This window comes from Chryseobacterium shigense, assembly GCF_900156575.1.
GTDB classification, from domain to species: Bacteria; Bacteroidota; Bacteroidia; order Flavobacteriales; family Weeksellaceae; genus Chryseobacterium; species Chryseobacterium shigense.
This window is the reverse complement of sequence record NZ_FTNY01000001.1, coordinates 183,068-201,291: the sequence shown is the minus strand read 5'-3', so window position 1 is coordinate 201,291 and position 18,224 is coordinate 183,068. Positions and strand designations below refer to the sequence as shown.

General features: G+C 38.9%; 12 protein-coding genes. 3 read left to right on the top strand and 9 right to left on the bottom strand.

Translation table 11 applies throughout. The annotated features are described in order from the left end of the window. Positions 1-61: 61 nt before the first annotated feature. Positions 62-865, top strand: coding sequence for an SDR family oxidoreductase (locus BW964_RS00930; protein WP_076503990.1), 804 nt, complete (start codon positions 62-64; stop codon positions 863-865). A 169-nt stretch (positions 866-1,034) separates the two neighbouring features. Here BW964_RS00930 and BW964_RS00925 read toward each other — a convergent pair whose 3' ends face one another. After that, positions 1,035-1,571 (bottom strand): hypothetical protein, encoded by a 537-nt coding sequence (locus tag BW964_RS00925; RefSeq protein WP_076503988.1) that lies wholly within the window; start codon positions 1,569-1,571, stop codon positions 1,035-1,037. Positions 1,572-1,615: 44 nt separating this feature from the next. Continuing rightward, positions 1,616-2,608 carry an aldo/keto reductase gene (locus BW964_RS00920; RefSeq protein ID WP_076503986.1) on the bottom strand — a complete coding sequence of 331 codons (993 nt, stop codon included), beginning with the start codon at positions 2,606-2,608 and terminating at the stop codon, positions 1,616-1,618. A gap of 281 nt (positions 2,609-2,889) precedes the next feature. On the opposite strand from BW964_RS00920, the gene BW964_RS00915 reads away from it, so the two are divergent. Next, entirely contained in the window at positions 2,890-4,734 is a 1,845-nt protein-coding gene (locus BW964_RS00915) for a chloride channel protein (RefSeq protein ID WP_076503985.1), read from the top strand. A gap of 130 nt (positions 4,735-4,864) precedes the next feature. Here BW964_RS00915 and BW964_RS00910 read toward each other — a convergent pair whose 3' ends face one another. From BW964_RS00910 to BW964_RS00880, 7 genes are all read right to left on the bottom strand, one after another. Then, positions 4,865-6,133: a hypothetical protein gene (locus tag BW964_RS00910; protein ID WP_076503983.1), complete on the bottom strand. Its 1,269-nt coding sequence runs from the start codon at positions 6,131-6,133 to the stop codon at positions 4,865-4,867. A gap of 212 nt (positions 6,134-6,345) precedes the next feature. Then, the gene (locus tag BW964_RS00905; RefSeq protein WP_076503982.1) at positions 6,346-7,290 is read right to left on the bottom strand and encodes an aldo/keto reductase; all 945 of its coding nucleotides are present in this window, start codon (positions 7,288-7,290) and stop codon (positions 6,346-6,348) included. Between the two features lie 235 nt (positions 7,291-7,525). Next, positions 7,526-9,331: an SHOCT domain-containing protein gene (locus BW964_RS00900; protein WP_076503980.1), complete on the bottom strand. Its 1,806-nt coding sequence runs from the start codon at positions 9,329-9,331 to the stop codon at positions 7,526-7,528. Between the two features lie 321 nt (positions 9,332-9,652). Continuing rightward, entirely contained in the window at positions 9,653-10,804 is a 1,152-nt protein-coding gene (locus BW964_RS00895) for an efflux RND transporter periplasmic adaptor subunit (protein ID WP_076503979.1), read from the bottom strand. Positions 10,805-10,811: 7 nt separating this feature from the next. After that, positions 10,812-15,149 carry a CusA/CzcA family heavy metal efflux RND transporter gene (locus BW964_RS00890; protein WP_076503973.1) on the bottom strand — a complete coding sequence of 1,446 codons (4,338 nt, stop codon included), beginning with the start codon at positions 15,147-15,149 and terminating at the stop codon, positions 10,812-10,814. 84 nt (positions 15,150-15,233) lie between these two features. Then, a complete protein-coding gene (locus tag BW964_RS00885; RefSeq protein WP_076503971.1) occupies positions 15,234-15,596 on the bottom strand; it encodes a hypothetical protein in 363 nt (120 codons plus the stop codon). Positions 15,597-15,895: 299 nt separating this feature from the next. After that, a complete protein-coding gene (locus BW964_RS00880) occupies positions 15,896-16,504 on the bottom strand; it encodes a hypothetical protein (RefSeq protein ID WP_076503970.1) in 609 nt (202 codons plus the stop codon). A gap of 426 nt (positions 16,505-16,930) precedes the next feature. Here BW964_RS00880 and BW964_RS00875 point away from each other — a divergent pair, with 426 nt between their 5' ends. Further along, complete coding sequence (locus tag BW964_RS00875) at positions 16,931-17,542, top strand: Crp/Fnr family transcriptional regulator (RefSeq protein WP_084175502.1); 612 nt, start codon at positions 16,931-16,933, stop codon at positions 17,540-17,542. Positions 17,543-18,224: the final 682 nt, after the last annotated feature.

Below are 18,224 nucleotides of genomic sequence, written 5' to 3'. Positions count from 1 at the left end.
TTGCTTTGTAAGTACATCCTGAATTTTTGAAAGTCCGTATTAAAAATTAAGATGAAAAAAAATGAACACATATTTCGATAATAAGGTAGTTTGGATCACCGGAGCTTCATCAGGAATCGGAGAAGCTCTTATTAATGAGCTGGCTGCAAAAAGCACTGCAAAAATCATTCTTTCCTCAAGAAATAAAGATCTTTTGTATGCTGTTGCAGAAAAGGCCGGATTAAATGCCAACCGTTTCGCGGTACTTCCTCTGGATCTGGAAGATTACAAAAACATGCCAGATATTGCGGCTGAAGCAATAGAAAAATTTGGAAAAATTGATCTACTGATCAATAACGCCGGAATCTCCCAGCGATCTTTGGCTATAGATACAGATATAGAGGTTGATAAACGTTTAATGGATATTGATTTTATAGGTACAGTTGCCCTTACGAAGGCTATTCTTCCCTACATGATCAGGAATGGTGGCGGGCATATTGCGGTCGTATCCAGTCTGATGGGCGTTTTCGGAGCTCCGATGCGAAGCAGTTATGCCGCCGCAAAACATGCACTTCACGGCTTTTTTGATTCATTGCGTGCTGAAATATATACCAAGAATATTGTTGTGACCATGATCTGCCCTGGTTTTATACAGACCCCTATTTCTATTAATGCATTGACCGGAAACGGCTCAGTGCACGGAACGATGGATGATGCTAATATGAATGGAATGCGGACTGATATTTTTGCCGAAAAAATGCTTGCAGCTATAGAAAAAAAGAAAAACCAGGCTTCTATTGGCGGGCAGGAAGTGATGGGAACCTACCTTAAAAGATTCTTTCCTGCACTTTTGTCCAGAATTGTACGTACCGCGAAAGTCGTCTGATAATCTGATCTGATGTCAGGAAGTTTGAAGCCGGAAGAAGGAAACGGCTGAGCTCCAAAAGCATATTGAAAATACAGTTTTATAAATGCTTACCATACACATATTACTCTTGGGCAAAGTCTCCGGAAAATAAAATATTCTGGTCAAAGTTTAAACCCTGACCAGAATATTATTTCAATTGATTTTCAGATTCAAACTGCCTTTTTACGGTAAAGAGTTTTTCATCTGCTTTGAAAACTTTCTGATATAATTTTTGCTTTTCTCTTCCCAGTTCAAGCATTTGGTCCTGTGCAGCACGGATTTCTTTTTCGGTTTTGCTGTTCCGCATTATTTTCTCCTGTTCTATTTCCTTTCTGGAAAACATAAAAAGATCTTTCAGAGCAATATAATAACTGATAGCCGCCTGTTGTACTTCCTTTCCTTTCGGAATACCGTCAGTATTCGCTTTTTGAATGTCTTCAATGATTGTATTGAATTCTGCTTCTTCTTTTTCAATAACAGACAGTGCTTTTGTATAATCATGAGCAATCAGATCGTCCAGTTTCACCGATTCAAATCCTGTTTCACCGATCAGCATGGCAGATGTCCGGGCTTCTTTTTTATCCAGAAGCGATTGAAGATCTTCTGCCTTTTTATTGGTGCAGGAGTAAAGGACGGTACCTACAGAAATTATCAGTAAAATCTTTAGAGATATTTTGCGGATCATAGGAATCAATTTAAAAATGAAATAAATGGATTGAGAAATAACTGTTAATAGCTGGGAACCTGTGCTTTATTATAGATTAACCCTTCAGATTTTAGTTCATTCCAAAAGTCTGCCGGAATGATTGCATTAAGTCCGTTTACATTATCTTTTACCTGTTCTGTTGTACTGGCTCCGGGAATTATGGACGCAAATTCATCAGAGGCTAATACAAAATGCAGTGCGGCATGTACAATATTGGTATTGTATTTCTTGGCTATTTCGGATATTCTGGTCCGCTTTTCTGCCATTCCTTTTGGAATAACATCTTTGTAATTGTATCTTTCTCTTCCGGCAATATATCCCGAATTATATCCAGCACCTGAGACTAGCTTCACCCCTGCTTTTTTAACCGCCGGGAGCAGCCTGTCAACCGCATCTTCATGTTCTAAGATTGAATATTGTGTTGCTGAAAGACAGAGGTCCGGATCCGCAGATTCAATACAGTCCAAAATAGGTTCAATTTTATTCACGCCCATGCCCCATGCTTTGATGATTCCCTGATCACGCAGTTCGGAAAGAACTTTGAATGCTCCTTCCCTGGCCTGTTTCAGAAAATAAGGATAACGGTCTCCTACCTGATCTTCAGACAGATCATGAATATATACTATGTCAATATGATTGAGCCCGGTTCTTTGCAAACTGTCTGCAATAGACCGCTTGATCGCATCAGCGGTATAATCATGTTTAAAATCATAATTCAATGGTTTTTTCCACATGGTCGGCGGGACCTGTGATTCCGGTACTTCATGAAAAAGCCGTCCTACCTTCGTGGAAAATATAAAATCGTTTCTGTCTTTCTCTTTAAGAAAGCTTCCGAATCTTCGCTCACTTTTTGTAAGTCCATACCACGGAGAGGTATCGAAGTATCGGATTCCCATATCCCAGGCTTCCTGAAGTATCTGATGAGATTTTTCATCACTTATATTTTCAAAGGCAGTTCCTATGGCTACCCCACCTAATCCTACTCTGTGCTTTTCTGTTAAAATGTCTGTATTCATATGATTCTATTTAAGTATTGGTCATGAATAAGATGCAAACATCGTGCAGACCTGTATTCAGTTCATCATTTGCAGAGACCTGTTATAAGATTAAAAGTGCTTTTTAATCTTAGAAAATATACCCCGTTAAAATTTATAAGAAATATTTTAAAGCTATTGAAAACACTGACTGACAGCTTATTATTTGGCTTTTAGATCATTTTATGGCTGCCCGGGTCGAAATTTTTATAAAGATATTTCATAAATTTACGAAACCATTATGGTTTTAAATTGGTTCCCAGGTGAAAATTCACAATAAAAAAAAGTATCTAAGCTTCCTAAAATTTAAAAGAGACTTTCAAGAGTACGGACTGGAAAAAGCACGCAGCTACGAGCTGATCCTCCACTGGCTGAATAACAGACTCAGCAGGAATCAGTTTCTGGTGCTCTCGGGAATCCTTGTGGGGTGTACTGCCGGGCTTGCCGGAGTGATCCTGAAAACACTTGTCCATACCATTCACAATTTTATTACGCATATTCATTTTGAGTATCAGATTTTGTTTTATATCGTTTTTCCTTTTTTAGGGATTGTACTGACAACAGGGATTGTGATTACTTTGTTTAAAGGCCAGGATCGAAAAGGAATCGGTGCGATCTTGTATGAAATTGCCCAGAATTCCAGTATTGTAGCTTCGGTAAAAATGTATTCTCAGGTCATTCAGAGTGCGGTGACAGTCGGGCTTGGGGGTTCTGCAGGTCTCGAAAGTCCGATAGCTGTTACGGGAGCTGCAATTGGTTCCAATTATGCACAAACTTACAGACTGAGTTATAAAGAACGGACGCTTTTGTTGGCGGCAGGTGCTACAGCCGGAATTGCTTCAGCATTCAATGCTCCGATTGCCGGGATCATGTTTGCTTTTGAAATCCTTTTGACGGGTGTGGTTTTTACAGATTTCATTCCTTTGGTAGTGGCCGCGGTCTGTGGCAGTCTTTTATCCAGAATTTTGCTTCAGGAAGATATCCTTTTCAGGTTTTACACCAGAGAGCCTTTCAATTATAAAAATGTACCTTATTACCTTATTCTGGGGATTGTCACCGGATTGTACGCCCGCTATTTTGTTGTTATTTCCCAAAAGGTAGAGCATTTTATCAAAGGACTTCAATTGTCCAGAATGCGTAAAGCGATGTTCGGAGGTTTAGTCTTGTCGCTGTTGTGTGTCCTATTTCCTCCTTTGTTCGGGGAAGGATATGAAACGGTGAAAGCATTTACGAATGGAAGTACCCATTCTATTATCAGAAACAGCTTTTTCAGGTATTTTGAGATTGGCGATTGGACCATCATTATATTTTTGGTGCTGGTATGCCTTTTGAAAGCATTTGCAACATCTTTTACCATCTTTAGCGGAGGTAATGGCGGAAACTTTGCCCCGTCGCTTTTTGCTGGCGGTACCGTAGGTTATTTGTTTGCGTTGGTTTGCCAGCATATCGGGTTTACAGACGTTCCGGTCACCAATCTTGTTCTGGTGGGAATGGCAGGAGCAATGAGTGGTGTGCTTTATGCGCCGCTTACCGCTATATTCCTGATCGCTGAGTCCAGTTTTGGATATGATCTTTTTATTCCATTGATGATTGTGTCCATTATTTCCTATCTTATTGCCAAATGGTTTTCTCCGATCTCTCCGGAACTTAAATCTCTGGCTGACCAGGGAAAAATATTCACGAACAAGCATGATAAAAACCTTCTTTTTGCTTTAAGAACGGAAGATTTTATAGACCAATATTCAGAAACCATCAATGAAAATGCTTCGGTGACAGAATTGTTTGAACTGGTGAAAAATGGAAATAAAAATATTTTTGCAGCAGTTGATGAAGCCGGAAAACTAAAAGGAATTCTTACTCTGGATGATATCCGCCCTTATCTTTTTAATAAAGAAATGGATAGTCTGCAAACTGTGGCTCAGATTATGAAAGCCCCACCAGCCGTTATTTACCGTGAAAATCAACCTTTGGAAATCCTCCAGATTTTTGATGATACGGGCGTATGGAATCTCCCTGTAACCAATGAATACAATGATTTTGTAGGATTTATCTCAAAATCTTCTATTCTGATGAGTTACAGACAGCTTTTAAAAGAATATTCTGATTAATTTTTAAGGTTAAAACGTATTTATACCCTTCGATATCAGCGAAAATAAAATATAAAATTCAATGACTTATAATATAGAAAAGCGGCCTCAAAAGGCCGCTTTTGTTCTGCAGTTATAAAGTATTAAAACATTAAGGACAGGGAGTTTGAGAATATCCTCCGTTGCTGTTTGGTTTAGCATTGATTTTCTTGAAATTACCATTGCTATCCATTTTCGTTAATGCAATTCCTGAATTGTATTTATCTAATACATGGGCCATTCCGGTTTCTCTGTTTGGAATATCTACATAGTCAGCAAACATATCTCCGGAGAAATTAGGCGCAAATCCGGGAATCTGACTTGGAGGGACATTGGTTATAAATGACTCAAATAAATTCGCATTAGTGATGACCAAAGCATAAACGGTCCCGTTAGGCGTTACAATATATCTGGTATTAAAACTTGGATGGCTATTGTAATATTTGATCATACTGTAAACGTCTCCGGCAGATGGAGGTGTATTTCCAGGATGGTTATGTATATCGGCTTCAGGATAAGCATATGGATTACTGATATCACCGCTGTTAGCATTCAACTCCTGTACCCCTGTTGCTTTCAGCTCTCCGTTTGGCGTATCTCTTCCCATGCCTACTCCATTTTCTTTTCCGTTCTGGTTGAAATTGTTAAGTATTCCCTGTTTAGCGTCACTGAATTTCTGTGTCTTGGAATTATCTGTCGCTTTTTGTGAACCCGCCTGAGCTTTTACACAAGGATCATTCGGGTTAGTGGTTGGCGGAATGACAACGATAGAAGGAATTGGTGGCCCTGTAGGAGGTTGTGGGTTGGTAGGCGGATTAGGTATTGTGATCACGACTTCCTCAATAGAACCGTGGCATTTTTTTCCGCAAGAATCCATATCCCCGTCTCCGGAAAATTTGGATGAAATGTCTGAAATAATTTTTCCGTCAACTACTTTGATCTGGTATCTCATAGAGCCTTCCATTGCGATATAGGTGACATTTCCGGTCATTTTTTTCATGATCTCGTGAGCGCCCAGTCTGTGGTCTTCAGAAGAAAAATTTTCAACCGCTTCAAATTTCCATAGATGTCCGGAAATCTTGTCTCCGTCTATTCTGAATGTTAATTCTTCAATCAGTTTTTCACTTTCATTTTTTACCGGAACGGAAATAAGGATGACATTGTTGTCGTGCTTAAAAGTTCTGGCATTTTCCCATTCGATCTGCTTTCCCGAAATAATATCCATATCCTTTACATATTCTTTTCTGATGTAAGAAAGCGGATTTTGCTGAAGTTGTACCGTTTCAGTTTCTCCTTCCAGAGCATCATGAACACACCCCTGCAGAGTAAATAAAGACAGCATACTTCCCAGCAAGATAAGCGGTAGCAATTTTTTTTTCATAGTTTTTAGTATTTAAAGGGCGCAAATATAATAATAAATCCAATTAATGAGAAATAAAAATGATGAGTTTTTCCAGTGTTAATCGTCTATTAGCAGGATATTCATAAACAATTCAACTTTTGTCAGGATACTTTTTTTAAACTAAAAGATCCGTTCAGTATAACCGAACGGATCTTTATAATTAATTTAAAATGAATGTCTTATTCGTGAAATTATTTACTTGCCTGATTGAGCAATTCAATATCCTCCTGATCTAAAATAAGTTGTGGAGCTTTGAATAAAGTATCCAGCTGAGACGCACTTGTAGCACTTACAATAGGTGCTGTAATCAACGGATTAGCCAGAAGCCAGGCCAAAGCAGTTGTTCCCTGTGTTGTTTGGTGTTTTTCACTCACCTGATCAAGCGCTTTTAAAACTTCAAGCCCTTTCTCGTTAAGGTATTTTCTCACCCCTTCACCTCTCTGGCTTTTGCCCAGATCTTCTTCTGTACGGTATTTTCCGGTAAGAAATCCCGCTGCTAATGACCAGTAAGAAAATACACTGAGATCAAACTGCTCGACTAGCGGAGCATATTTTTTTTCAAAACTTTCTCTTTCCATTAAATTGTAATGAGGCTGCAATGCTACATATTTGGGAAGATTGTTTTTTTCCGATGCTTCAAAGGAGGCTTTCAGACGCTCCGGAGAAAGATTGGAAGCGGCAATATATCGTACTTTTCCGGCTTTTATGATCTCATCGTAGGCAGAAAGTGTTTCTTCCACTGGCGTTGTATGATCATCAAAATGGGTATAGTAAAGATCAATATGATCGGTCTGCAATCTTTGTAAAGATTCATCCACAGACTTTAGAATATGCTTTTTACTGATATCGAACCCATGTTCTTTCGTTTCGGATCCCACTTTGGTAGCGAGCACAATGTCCTGACGTTTGGAGCGGCTTTTCATCCATTTTCCAATGATCTCCTCAGACTGTCCTCCTTTTCCGTTCACCCACCATGAGTAAGTGTCTGCCGTATCTATAAAATTGAATCCTGCATCGGTAAACCTGTCCAATATATCAAAAGACTGCTTTTCATCAAGCGTCCATCCAAAAACATTCCCTCCAAAATTAATTGGTGCCACCGAGAGATCGGTGTTTTTTATCTTTCTTTTTTCCATAAAAATAGAATTGTCATTAAAAATATTAAGAAGGATCTAAGGTAAGGAATAGATGAGAGGATTCCAGATTCAAAATAAACATACCGCCTATAGTTATTATAAATGAAAAAGCTTATTCTGCCTCGGTTTTTGATGCTTATTCGAAGAATCAGGCTAGTAGATCATGATCAAAAATCAAATAAAAAACAGCCTCCAGAATGGAAGCTGTTTACTCTATCAATTTAAAAAAATACTGTTACTTTTCAACCTGAGGAATCTCAATGGCTGTCAGCATCAGTTGGTATTCCTGCAATTGCAGGTCAATGGTTTTCAATCCGCTTTTAAAGAAAGCTGATGTGTTAAACAGGTTGTGATAATATTCAATCCCTTCCAGCATATTTTTTTTGAAGGCATTCCACTTTTTGGTTTGGGAATGGGTGATTTGTGCTGATGAACCGGCAATTTCTTTTTTAAGATAGTCCACATACATTTTCAGTTCATTGATGAACATGTTCGGACGCTGATTATCAGGAAGGATATTGGCATTTCCATAAATATGTTTTACCATCTCCGAAAGCGAAACTTCTTTATCAAAGAACGCAAGATTAGGTCCCGGACATATCACTACGCCTTGTTTTTCGCCTTTTATTTCCAGATTCTGCTCCATGTAGGCAGCGTTCACCAATCCTACACACAGACAGGCTTTGTCTGTAATTTCTGTTTTTCTTCTGCTAAATTCTTCAGGCGTTAATTCCTGATCAGCTTTAAGTTCTTTTAATTTAATGTCCTGGTACTTCTTCGATGCGGTACAGGTTCCCTGCGGTGAAAACTCTTTACTCAATGCCAGCAGTTTTTTCGGACAAGAACTTCCATATTTCCCGGCGGCTTCTTTATGCTCTTTCAATACTTCATTGGATGTCCCTCTAACAGTGTTGAAAGGAACTCCCAAAGGCGAAATATTGCTCAGGTAGAAATCTTTTTCTCCTGATTTTAAAAGCAGGTTTCTTGTTTCCGTATCTACAGAAGTCGCTTCAGGAACCAATAAAAACGGAGATCCCCAACCAACACTGTCCACATGATAGTTTTCGAGCAGGAATTCATGCTCTTCCGAAGTTCCTACCCCGCCCTGAACGGTGATTTTCATTTCCAGAGGCTCAGAAACACCATGTTTCCCTTTTTGTTCCAGTGCCGCAATCATTAAGGAATGTGCAGACTGGATCAGGTCATTTTTTTTCTGCTTGAATTCTTCCATGATAGGTCCCAGCAGCATGCCTTCCGTAGCAAATGCATGGCCTCCGCAGTTCAGTCCGGATTCAATTCTGTATTCTGAGATCCATAGTCCTTTTTTGGCAAGAAAATTTCCCTGAATCATTGCTGAGCGGAAATCACTTACCTTAAGAATAATTTTCTTTTTCAGAATACCGTTCTGATCGGGAAAAAAATCATCAAACTCTTCAATGTAGCTGTACAAACGAGGATTCATCCCGGCAGAAAGTACCATTGAAGAAGATAATTTACTTTGTGCAAAACCACGAAGTGAAGCGTGAGCATCATTGAACATGACAGGAAGCTGTTCGCCTTTTTTATAATTGTCTTTGTCAACTTTCGTCATGATGTTGACATCAATACTTCCCGGCTTTAAATTAGATTCAATAAAGTTTTTAATGCCAGCGCCCAGATTCTCTTTTTGAATGACAAGATTTTGAAGCCCTGCTTTCAGATCTGAAGTATTGGGCAGAATGGCGATAAAGTTCTTGAGCGCCTCCTTGTTTTTGGTGATTTCCTGTTTGAAAGATTCAAATTTTTCATTCACGATATCATCCACCATATCCAGGTAAGCCGTAATTCTTTTCGCCCTGTAATCTTCTGTTTTTGTTGAGATTCCAAAATAATCAAGATTGAATTTCTTGTTATAAAAGCCTTTCATTTTTTCCAGGATCTCATCATCAATAATGGAAATAACGGAAGAGATTCCATATTGGGCAACGCGGATCGGACTGTCTATAGTATAAGCCAGACCCATCACCGGAATATGGAAATTGTGTAACGGTTTATGTGTCATTTTATTTTGATAAAAATTCTTTCGTTAAGAATGAATTAACTTCCCGGTGTACTCTATTGCTAGTGAAACGAGCCATTGAGTCCGGGACTTTAATTACCTAAATTTATCATTTTAATATTAGCTATGCATAAAATAACACTTATAATATCGGAAATATGTTAAATATCATTCTTTTATGATTCTTATCCGAAAGAATGAATGCTTTTATACAAAATGCGCTACCTGTTTAATCTGCGGACGTTTTTCAGGAAACAATCCTGAATTGATTTTAAGTTCCAAAGATTAAAAAGATAGCGCAGATTATTATCCGGGATGGGCTCCTTATTCCGCCTTATTTTTAAGCATCATCAGCAGGCTGTATGCTCCTTTTTGTACGATTTTTTTATCCTTAAGAAACTCGGCTTTAAGGATTTCCGTAAACTGATCATCTGAAATTCCCACATGGACAGGAATCATTTTATAACTGGCTTTTCCAAGATCTTCGAAAACGTAATTTTTGTTTTCAAAAGAAACCACGGATTCATTCGGAAGCCCCAATGTATTTCTTCCGCTGATGCTTACTTCTGCATTGATGTACATTCCTTTTACAAATTCAGGATTTGGTGAAGACAGCTTGGCCAACGCCATAGCCGCACCTCCGTTTTCAATGCTGGGAACCACACTGATGATTTTTGCATTCAATTTAAGATCAGGATTTTCATTACTGTACACCATAATATCCTGTCCTGTTTTGATATCATTAATATCGTTTTCAAAAACTTTCAGTTCAAGCAATAATCCGGCAGGGTCGATCAGTTCAAATACCGTATCTGAGGGATTGATATACTGCCCATTGTTAACCATAATATTACTTACAAATCCACTAAATGGCGCATTAATATTGATCCTGCTTCTGATGTTTCCTGAGCTCAGTCCTTTTGCACTGATTCCTATGATTCTCAGTTTCTCCTCCAAACCTTTTAAAGTCGCATTCAGCGTTGAATAATCGGCTTGGGCAGTCTGCAGAGTCTTATCACTGCTTGCTTTGCTGATATTAAGGTCTTTCTGACGGTTAAGATTCAGTCTGGCAGATTCGAGTTGGGCCTTTGTCACCAGATAATCCTGCTGGAGCTGTATAAACTGCGGATCTTCCACCACAGCAAGAACCTGCCCTTTTTTGAAATGGCTTCCGCTAATGACATTGATGGACTTGATATGTCCGCCCATAATACTGGAAACAGAGCTTATATGCGACGGTGCAATCTCTGCCTTTCCGTTCAGTCTTACCAGCTTTTCCATCGTTCTGTTTTGAATAACGGTCGTGGTTACTCCTACGGTTTGCAGTTGCTTTTCTGAAAGCTGAACGGTATTTTCTTTATTTTTTGCGAATTTTTTGTTCTCGTACACTGTTTTTTCCTCTTCTTTTTTTCCTGAACATGAAGAAAAAACAATGGCTAAACTGAGGCTGTATATAGATATTTTTTTGAATGACATTCCGCTGTTATTTTGAAATTAAATAATTGAATTCTGCTGCAATCTGATTGAGCTTTTCAAGATGATCGATGTAATCGGCTTTTGTTTTTACAGCCTGATTGACCAATAAAACCCAGGTCATATAATCGATTTCTCCGGCGTCCATCTGTTTTTGTGCAGCGGCTAAGATGGTTTCTGACTTAGGAAGCTGCTTCTGCTCATAATTTTCAATGATCTTTTTTTGATTCATGTAATTACTTAGCTGCTGTGCTATTCTGTTTTTAAGCTCAATTTCTTTGCGTTGATATTCGTTTTCGGAAACGGCCATTTTAGCCTGTGCAGCTTTAGCCAATGCCCGCTGGCCTTTGGTAAACAATGGAATTCCTACACCGACCTGAACGGAATTAAAACGGTTATTATTAATGTTCTTCATGCTTTGATTCGTATAGCCCAAAAGAAGTTCAGGAAGAAGTTTACTTTTTTCAAGCTGTACTTCAGCCTCATTTATTTTGATCTGCTGCTGCAGATATTGAAGTTCAGGATGCTGATTGATCATTTCTTCTGAGAACTGAAGGTTGATATTCATGAGCGGCTGATCAGCCAAAGGCTGGTACGGCTTTTCAGACTGAAGCAGTAACTGAAGCTGCAATTTGGCGATGTTCAGATCATTTTCAAGAGTATTAAGCTGTAGATCTGCCTGCTCTTTTTGGATAGATCCGGTAGATTCCTCTAAGATATTGGCTTCCCCTTTCTTTAATCTTAAACTGGCTTTGTCTGCAAAATTCTGGTACAGGCGGCTGATGTATTCCAGCACTTTTTTCTTTTCCTGAAGGGTTAATATCCTGTAGAAAACATCTGAAACTTCCTTTCTAAGCTGAGCTTTTGTTAGATTTTGATTGATCACGCTTGCCGCCCATGAAGCATCCAGCATCTGTCTTCTTTTTGAATACATCGTTGGAAAACTGAATCTTTGCGATACGGAAAACGAATTGTCGGTTTCCTGTCCCTGAATCTGTCCGATGGCACCTGCTACTTCCAGTTGTGGAATATCCAGATAGCTTCCTTTAAGTTTTTCCTGATAATCTGAGATCAGCTTTGAATTTTTAAGTGTTCCGTTTTGCTGATACGCCTTTTCCAAAGCTTGTTCATAGGTAATGTTTTCCTGTGCGCTGATTCCTCCCACTGAAAGCAATAATGCAAACACAGACAGCTTTTTATACTTGTTTCTTTTAGAGAATTTCATTTTCTTTTTATTAATACGTTCAAATAAGACATAGAGAATAGGAAGGACAAACAGGGTAAGCAATGTTGCCAGCATCAATCCTCCGATCACGACAGTCGCCAAAGGCCGTTGCACCTCCGCTCCTGCACCGCTGCTCAGTGCCATAGGAAGGAAACCTAAAGAGGCCACAAAAGCCGTCATTAGAACAGGGCGAAGTCTGATTCTGGTTCCCATCAGTACAATTCTGCTGGTATTGGTTATTCCGTTCTTTTTTAATCGGTTAAACTCGGATATCAAAACAATTCCATTAAGGACCGCAACTCCGAAAAGAGCAATAAATCCAACCCCTGCACTGATGCTGAAAGGCATTCCTCTTAAAGCCATAAAATACACACCTCCAATGGCTGATAAAGGAATCGCTGTATAAATAATCAGACTGTGTTTTATAGAACCGAAAGCAAAAAACAACAATAAGAAAATCATCACCAATGAAATCGGAACGGCAATTCCCAGTCTGGCTTTGGCTTCGTTTAAGTTTTCAAAAGCACCGCCATAAGAAATGGTATAACCGGAAGAGAGTTTCAGTTCTTTATCTGCTTTCTTCTGAAGCTCTTCCACAATACTCTGCACATCCCTTCCCCGTACGTTGAATCCCACCACAATTCTTCTTTTGGTATCTTCCCTTTGAATCTGATTCGGGCTGTCTTTCAATTCTACTTTGGCTAATTGAGATAATGGGATTTGTTCTCCTGAAGCTGTAGGAACTAGCAGGTTTTGGATACTGGTCATATCTTTTTTATGTTCGTTATCCATACGGACCACAATATCAAACTTCCTCTCACCTTCATACAGGGCGCCTGCAGTCTGTCCTGCAAAAGCCATATTGATCACCCTGTTGATTTCTGCAACGGAAATACGATGGCGTGAAAGTTCTGCACGGTTATAATCGATAACAACCTGAGGAGCTCCTACAACTGGTTCCAGATATAAATCCTGAGCTCCTTTCACCGTATTGATGATCCCGCCGAGTTTTTTCGCATATAAAGCAAGGCTGTCCAGATCTTCACCGTAAATTTTACAGACGACATCCTGTCTGGCTCCTGTCATCAGTTCATTAAAACGCATTTGTACAGGAAACTGGAATCCGGTGGTCAATCCCGGAATTGCCTTAAGGGATTCGCTCATTTTCGCTGAAAGTTCCGGGAATGAGGTAGCGGAGGTCCACTCCTTTTTAGGTTTTAAAACAATGATCATATCTCCGGCATCCATTGGCATAGGCTCTGTTGGAATTTCTGCACTTCCGATCTTCGTCACCACTTTTTCTACTTCCGGAAACTGTTTCAGAAGAATTCCGGCAGCCTGGCTGGTTACCTTTTTGGTCTCGTTGATATTGCTTCCCTGCAGGATCCGCATTTCAACGGCGAAATCACCTTCTTCCAGAGATGGAATAAACTCTCCCCCCATTCTTGAAAGAATAACCACCGCTCCTGCAAAAAGAATCATCACGATAAGAAGGATTGTTTTTCTGAATTTAAGAGCTTTCATCAGGAGTTTCTGATGACCACTTTCCACTTTAGCCATCACCCTGTCTGAAATATTGTCTTTTTCTTTTTTCTTCCTGCTTAAAACAAGCGAGCTCATCATGGGAATATAAGTCAATGAAAGTAAAAACGCTCCCACCAAAGCAAAAGCAACGGTTTGCGCCATAGGTTTAAACATTTTCCCTTCAATGCCCTGCAGTGTAAAAATAGGAAGGTAAACAATGAGGATAATGATCTGTCCGAACACGGCACTGTTCACCATTTTGGATGCTGAACCGGAAACCTGCTCGTCCATTTCTTTTTTGGTGAGCATATTATCTTTTCCGAAATGTTTTTTATGCGCCAGCTGATGGAGAACAGCTTCCACGATAATGACGGCTCCGTCTACAATCAATCCGAAATCCAGCGCTCCTAAACTCATTAAATTTCCACCCACTCCAAAAATGTTCATCATAATGATGGCAAAAAGCATGGCTAAAGGAATAACAGAGGCTACTAATAATCCTGCCCTGAAATTTCCGAGAAATAAAACAAGAATAAAAACAACAATAAGAGCGCCTTCCATAAGATTGGTTTTCACTGTACTGATCGTATTATTAACCATCTTAGCACGATCCAGGAAAGGTTCTACCACAACACCTTCGGGTAAGGATTCCTGGATCTTTTCAAGCCTTTGCTTAATATTGCCGATGACCTCATTGGCATTTTCACCTTTTAGCATCAAAACAATAGCGCCTGATACTTCTCCGGTGTCATTATAGGTCATGGCTCCGTATCGCGTAGCAAAGCCTATTTTTACAGAGGCAACATCTTTGATAAGAACAGGAATTCCGTCTCTGGTATCCGCCACCTGAATATTCCCGATGTCTTCGGCACTTCCTAAAAGGCCTTCACTACGGATAAAAAGAACGGTTTCTTTTTTTTCAATATAAGCACCGCCGGTATTCTGGTTGTTCTTTTCCAGTGCGGCAAAAACATCGTTGATATTGATGTTAAAAGCCTGTAATTTATTGGGATTAATGGCTATTTCGTATTGTTTCAGCTTACCTCCGAAGCTGCTGACGTCTGCTACACCTTTTGTGCCCAAAAGCTGGCGCCTGATCACCCAGTCCTGGATGGTTCTGAGTTCGGTTTCATCATAGACATTTTCGTAGCCTTTTTTAGCTCTTACAACGTATTGAAAGATCTCTCCGAGTCCTGAGGAAATCGGTCCCAGTTCCGGTGTTCCGATTCCTTCGGGAATGTTCTCCTGAACGAGCTGGAGACGTTCCTGAACCTGCTGCCGAGCCCAGTACACATCTGTTTTATCGTCAAAAACAACGGTTACCAGTGACAATCCAAAACGTGAAAAACTCCGGAGTTCAGTGATTCCGCTGATGTTGCTTGTGGCCTGTTCTATCGGAAAAGTAACAAGACGTTCGATGTCTGCGGCTCCATAGGAAGGCGCTGTAGTAATGATCTGAACCTGATTATTAGTAATATCCGGCTGGGCATCGATAGGTAGTTTGGTTGTTTCATAGATGCCAAGAAGGATGAGCCCCAGTGTAAAAAGGGCAATGATGAGTTTATTCTTTACAGAAAACTCAATAATTTTATTTAACATGGAAAAATTATTAATTGATAAGTAACAAGAAATTGACTGCTTCAAGGAAAAATCCTAAAGCATTAATTTTCAATTTAAAATCAATTATGAGAATCGAGGGGGCTGGAAAATACGCGAAAGATAAAGACTTGGAAAGTTTTTTTCCTGATAAGTACTGTTTTTCTGAGGTATCCTGATTTCTTCAGGCTTTTCTATATGAAAATTGATTTCAGGAAGCTGGGCATTTACCATCAGCACAATGGGCGGATTGATAAACGGGAGTTTTTGGTCTGTGGCCCAATCTGAGTCTTCTTTATGGTTGTCATAGTGCTCCATCACAAACTCGGCGAAGTTTCCTTCATATTCCATAAGATGTTCCACAAATAACGGCACTTTTAGCACTTCCGCCGTATTGGTGGTAGCAAGCACATACATCATCGAACATACTATGGAAAGCCATTTTAACATTGCGGTGCAAATATAAGGCTTAAATTTTTCCTAAAAATGAATCTTTATATTAATTTTATGAGAAATTTTCTCTGTGTCAGAAGTCTTTTCCATCCATAGTACTCATTCAAAAAAAGGAAATATTCTGTAAACAATTAGAGATCAGCAACCTTATTTCAGCATTCTCCAGACTCTAAACCATCCCCTCTAAAGTATTTTTACGGAAATTTCTTTACAACTTCTTATTTTATCTGGTTTTAATGCAGTAATGATAGGAGATTTATGGAAAAATATAAAAAAAGAAAGGTCATGATTCGTCTTTATTCAAAATCCAGAAAGCCATCTGATAGTCTTTTCCACTGGATCTTGGAAACGCCCATGATTCCACCCGCGGCTACCATAAGGTTTCTGACAATGTCTGCAAATCCAGCGTTGAAGTTGGGACTTTCGTTCCTTCCGTAAACTGCTGCTTTGACATGAGTGGGTGTTCTGGAAATGACAAACGTAGATGTTGATTTACTGCTATAAAAATGAGCAATGTGGTCTTTTTTCGGGTTTTTAGGGTCTTTTGAAGGGCTGCAGGTCATGACAATATTTTCTGAGCTATTGTCCTCCTCAAAGCACATATCTGTAATTTCTACCCAATCATAGCCTTTCGCTTCTTTTTCTCCGGGACCGGGAATATCTATTCTTATAAAATCCCCTACCTGAGGAGTTCTTTGAACCTCATTTCCTGCCGAATCATAAAGCTTAAATGCTGCAAATCCTTTCCCACAATAACTTTCCCATTGCTTAACATTGAAAAACCGGTTTTTCAAGAGTTCAAATTTTAACGCAATAAGTGCGGGGTCAAACTGTTTTTGACTTTCTGTATCGTGAAATCCACCGGAATGTTGTTCCGGCACTCCTTTGATCTGCTTTGGTTTCATTATCTTGAATTTGGACTAAGGTATGAAAACGATTAGGATTTATTGATGAGCAGAATCACAACCTGAAATTTTTATCTGCTTACTTCTAAAGACCAATATTTTCTCAAACAGCACGCAACAAAAATCTTCCTATTTTTTTTAAAAAACTGTGTTTTAATTCCAGAAGTAAAAAACCTCTCCATGGAGAGGCCTGATGTTAAAATGTAATGTGTTGAGATATATGGAAGTGTTTAATGCTTATAATCAAAAGTAAAAAAAAAGGATAATGGATTTTATGACTGGAGTCATGTTGCGACAATTTCGTTGTCGATATGTTAAATTTTAAATATTATATTGACTTTTAATGAACTAATATTTATTTTTGAATGATAAAATTACAAACCGAAAAGTGATATTGTTTTTTTTAAATTCAATTCCAGATTCTGCATGCCTGATATTACTATGATAATCGATGAAGAACTTTTACTTTCCTCAGGAGCCGAACTGATGAAGTACGCCATCAATGATGCTGTTTTTAAAGAAGGTGATATGCCCAAATATTATTTTCAGATCAAAACCGGAACCGTCAAGATCAATAATTACCATGAAGATGGACGGGAAATCATTCACAGTGTTCCTTTTGACGGGCATTGCCTTGTGGAGAGTGCTTTGTTTATTGATAAAGCCTACCCTGTGAATGCCGTGGCTATGACTGGCTGTGAGATCATCAGGCTGGAGAAGAGTAAATTTCTGTCGCTTATCGGCAGCTCCCCCCATCTGATGTCAAAACTCTACAGCTATACGGCAGAAAGAATGTATTACAGGCATGTAATGATGAATAATATTTCAGCGTCTGATCCCGGTACTAAAGTAAAACGGGTGATGGAAAGTCTGAAATCTTATAACCAATACACCAGTAAATACTCCTACCAGTTTCCGTTTACGCGGCAGCAGCTGGCCTCCCTTACCGGTTTATGTGTAGAAACGGTGATCAGGGTAGTCAAAAAAATGGAGAGGGAAAAAACAGTGAGGATACAAAACGGTAAAATATTCTATTGATCAGTCTTTTTTTTAACTAACTGGAAACTTTTCCATACTAGAAAAATGGCGTGAATTTTTACAACCTATTGCATCAGCTGCTTCACTAACGGCCATCTACTGTGATTGGGTTTTCATCGATAAATCATAATTAATTGGCACCATAATCAGCATTTTTAGACAAGTTATTTTTTATTCCGGCACTGCTTGTGATCTATCTAATCTATGATGTCAATGGCATTTAGCGGATAAGTATATTATAGGCTGGATTGTTTCTGGTCTTATCCTCTATGCTGTTGAAAAGGATTGCAAAAAACAGAAAGAAAAGGGACATTGATAGCGGTACTTATTTTCAAATAGAATTCATAATTTTTTAATTTTTATGCCTATATAATGATTTTGATAATAGAAATTTTGCTTATATTTGTGCTTCGAAATAATTTTTTTTCATCATTTGTGTTTTTTTAAGGTCTCCTGATTCAGGGGACCTTTTTCATTATGTGCAGACGTAAATGTTTATTTCATGGGTATGTGAAAATACAGTTGCAGGATACGGGTTACCATGCCAGAATTTAAAATCAACCTCGTTTAAGGTCCGCTTTGGTGCAATGACAAAGCAAAGCTGAAAATAAAATGAGTGCGAATGCTTATTTGAATTCCAGAACACTTAAAGCCATAACAGGTTGATCTATAGACTACCTTG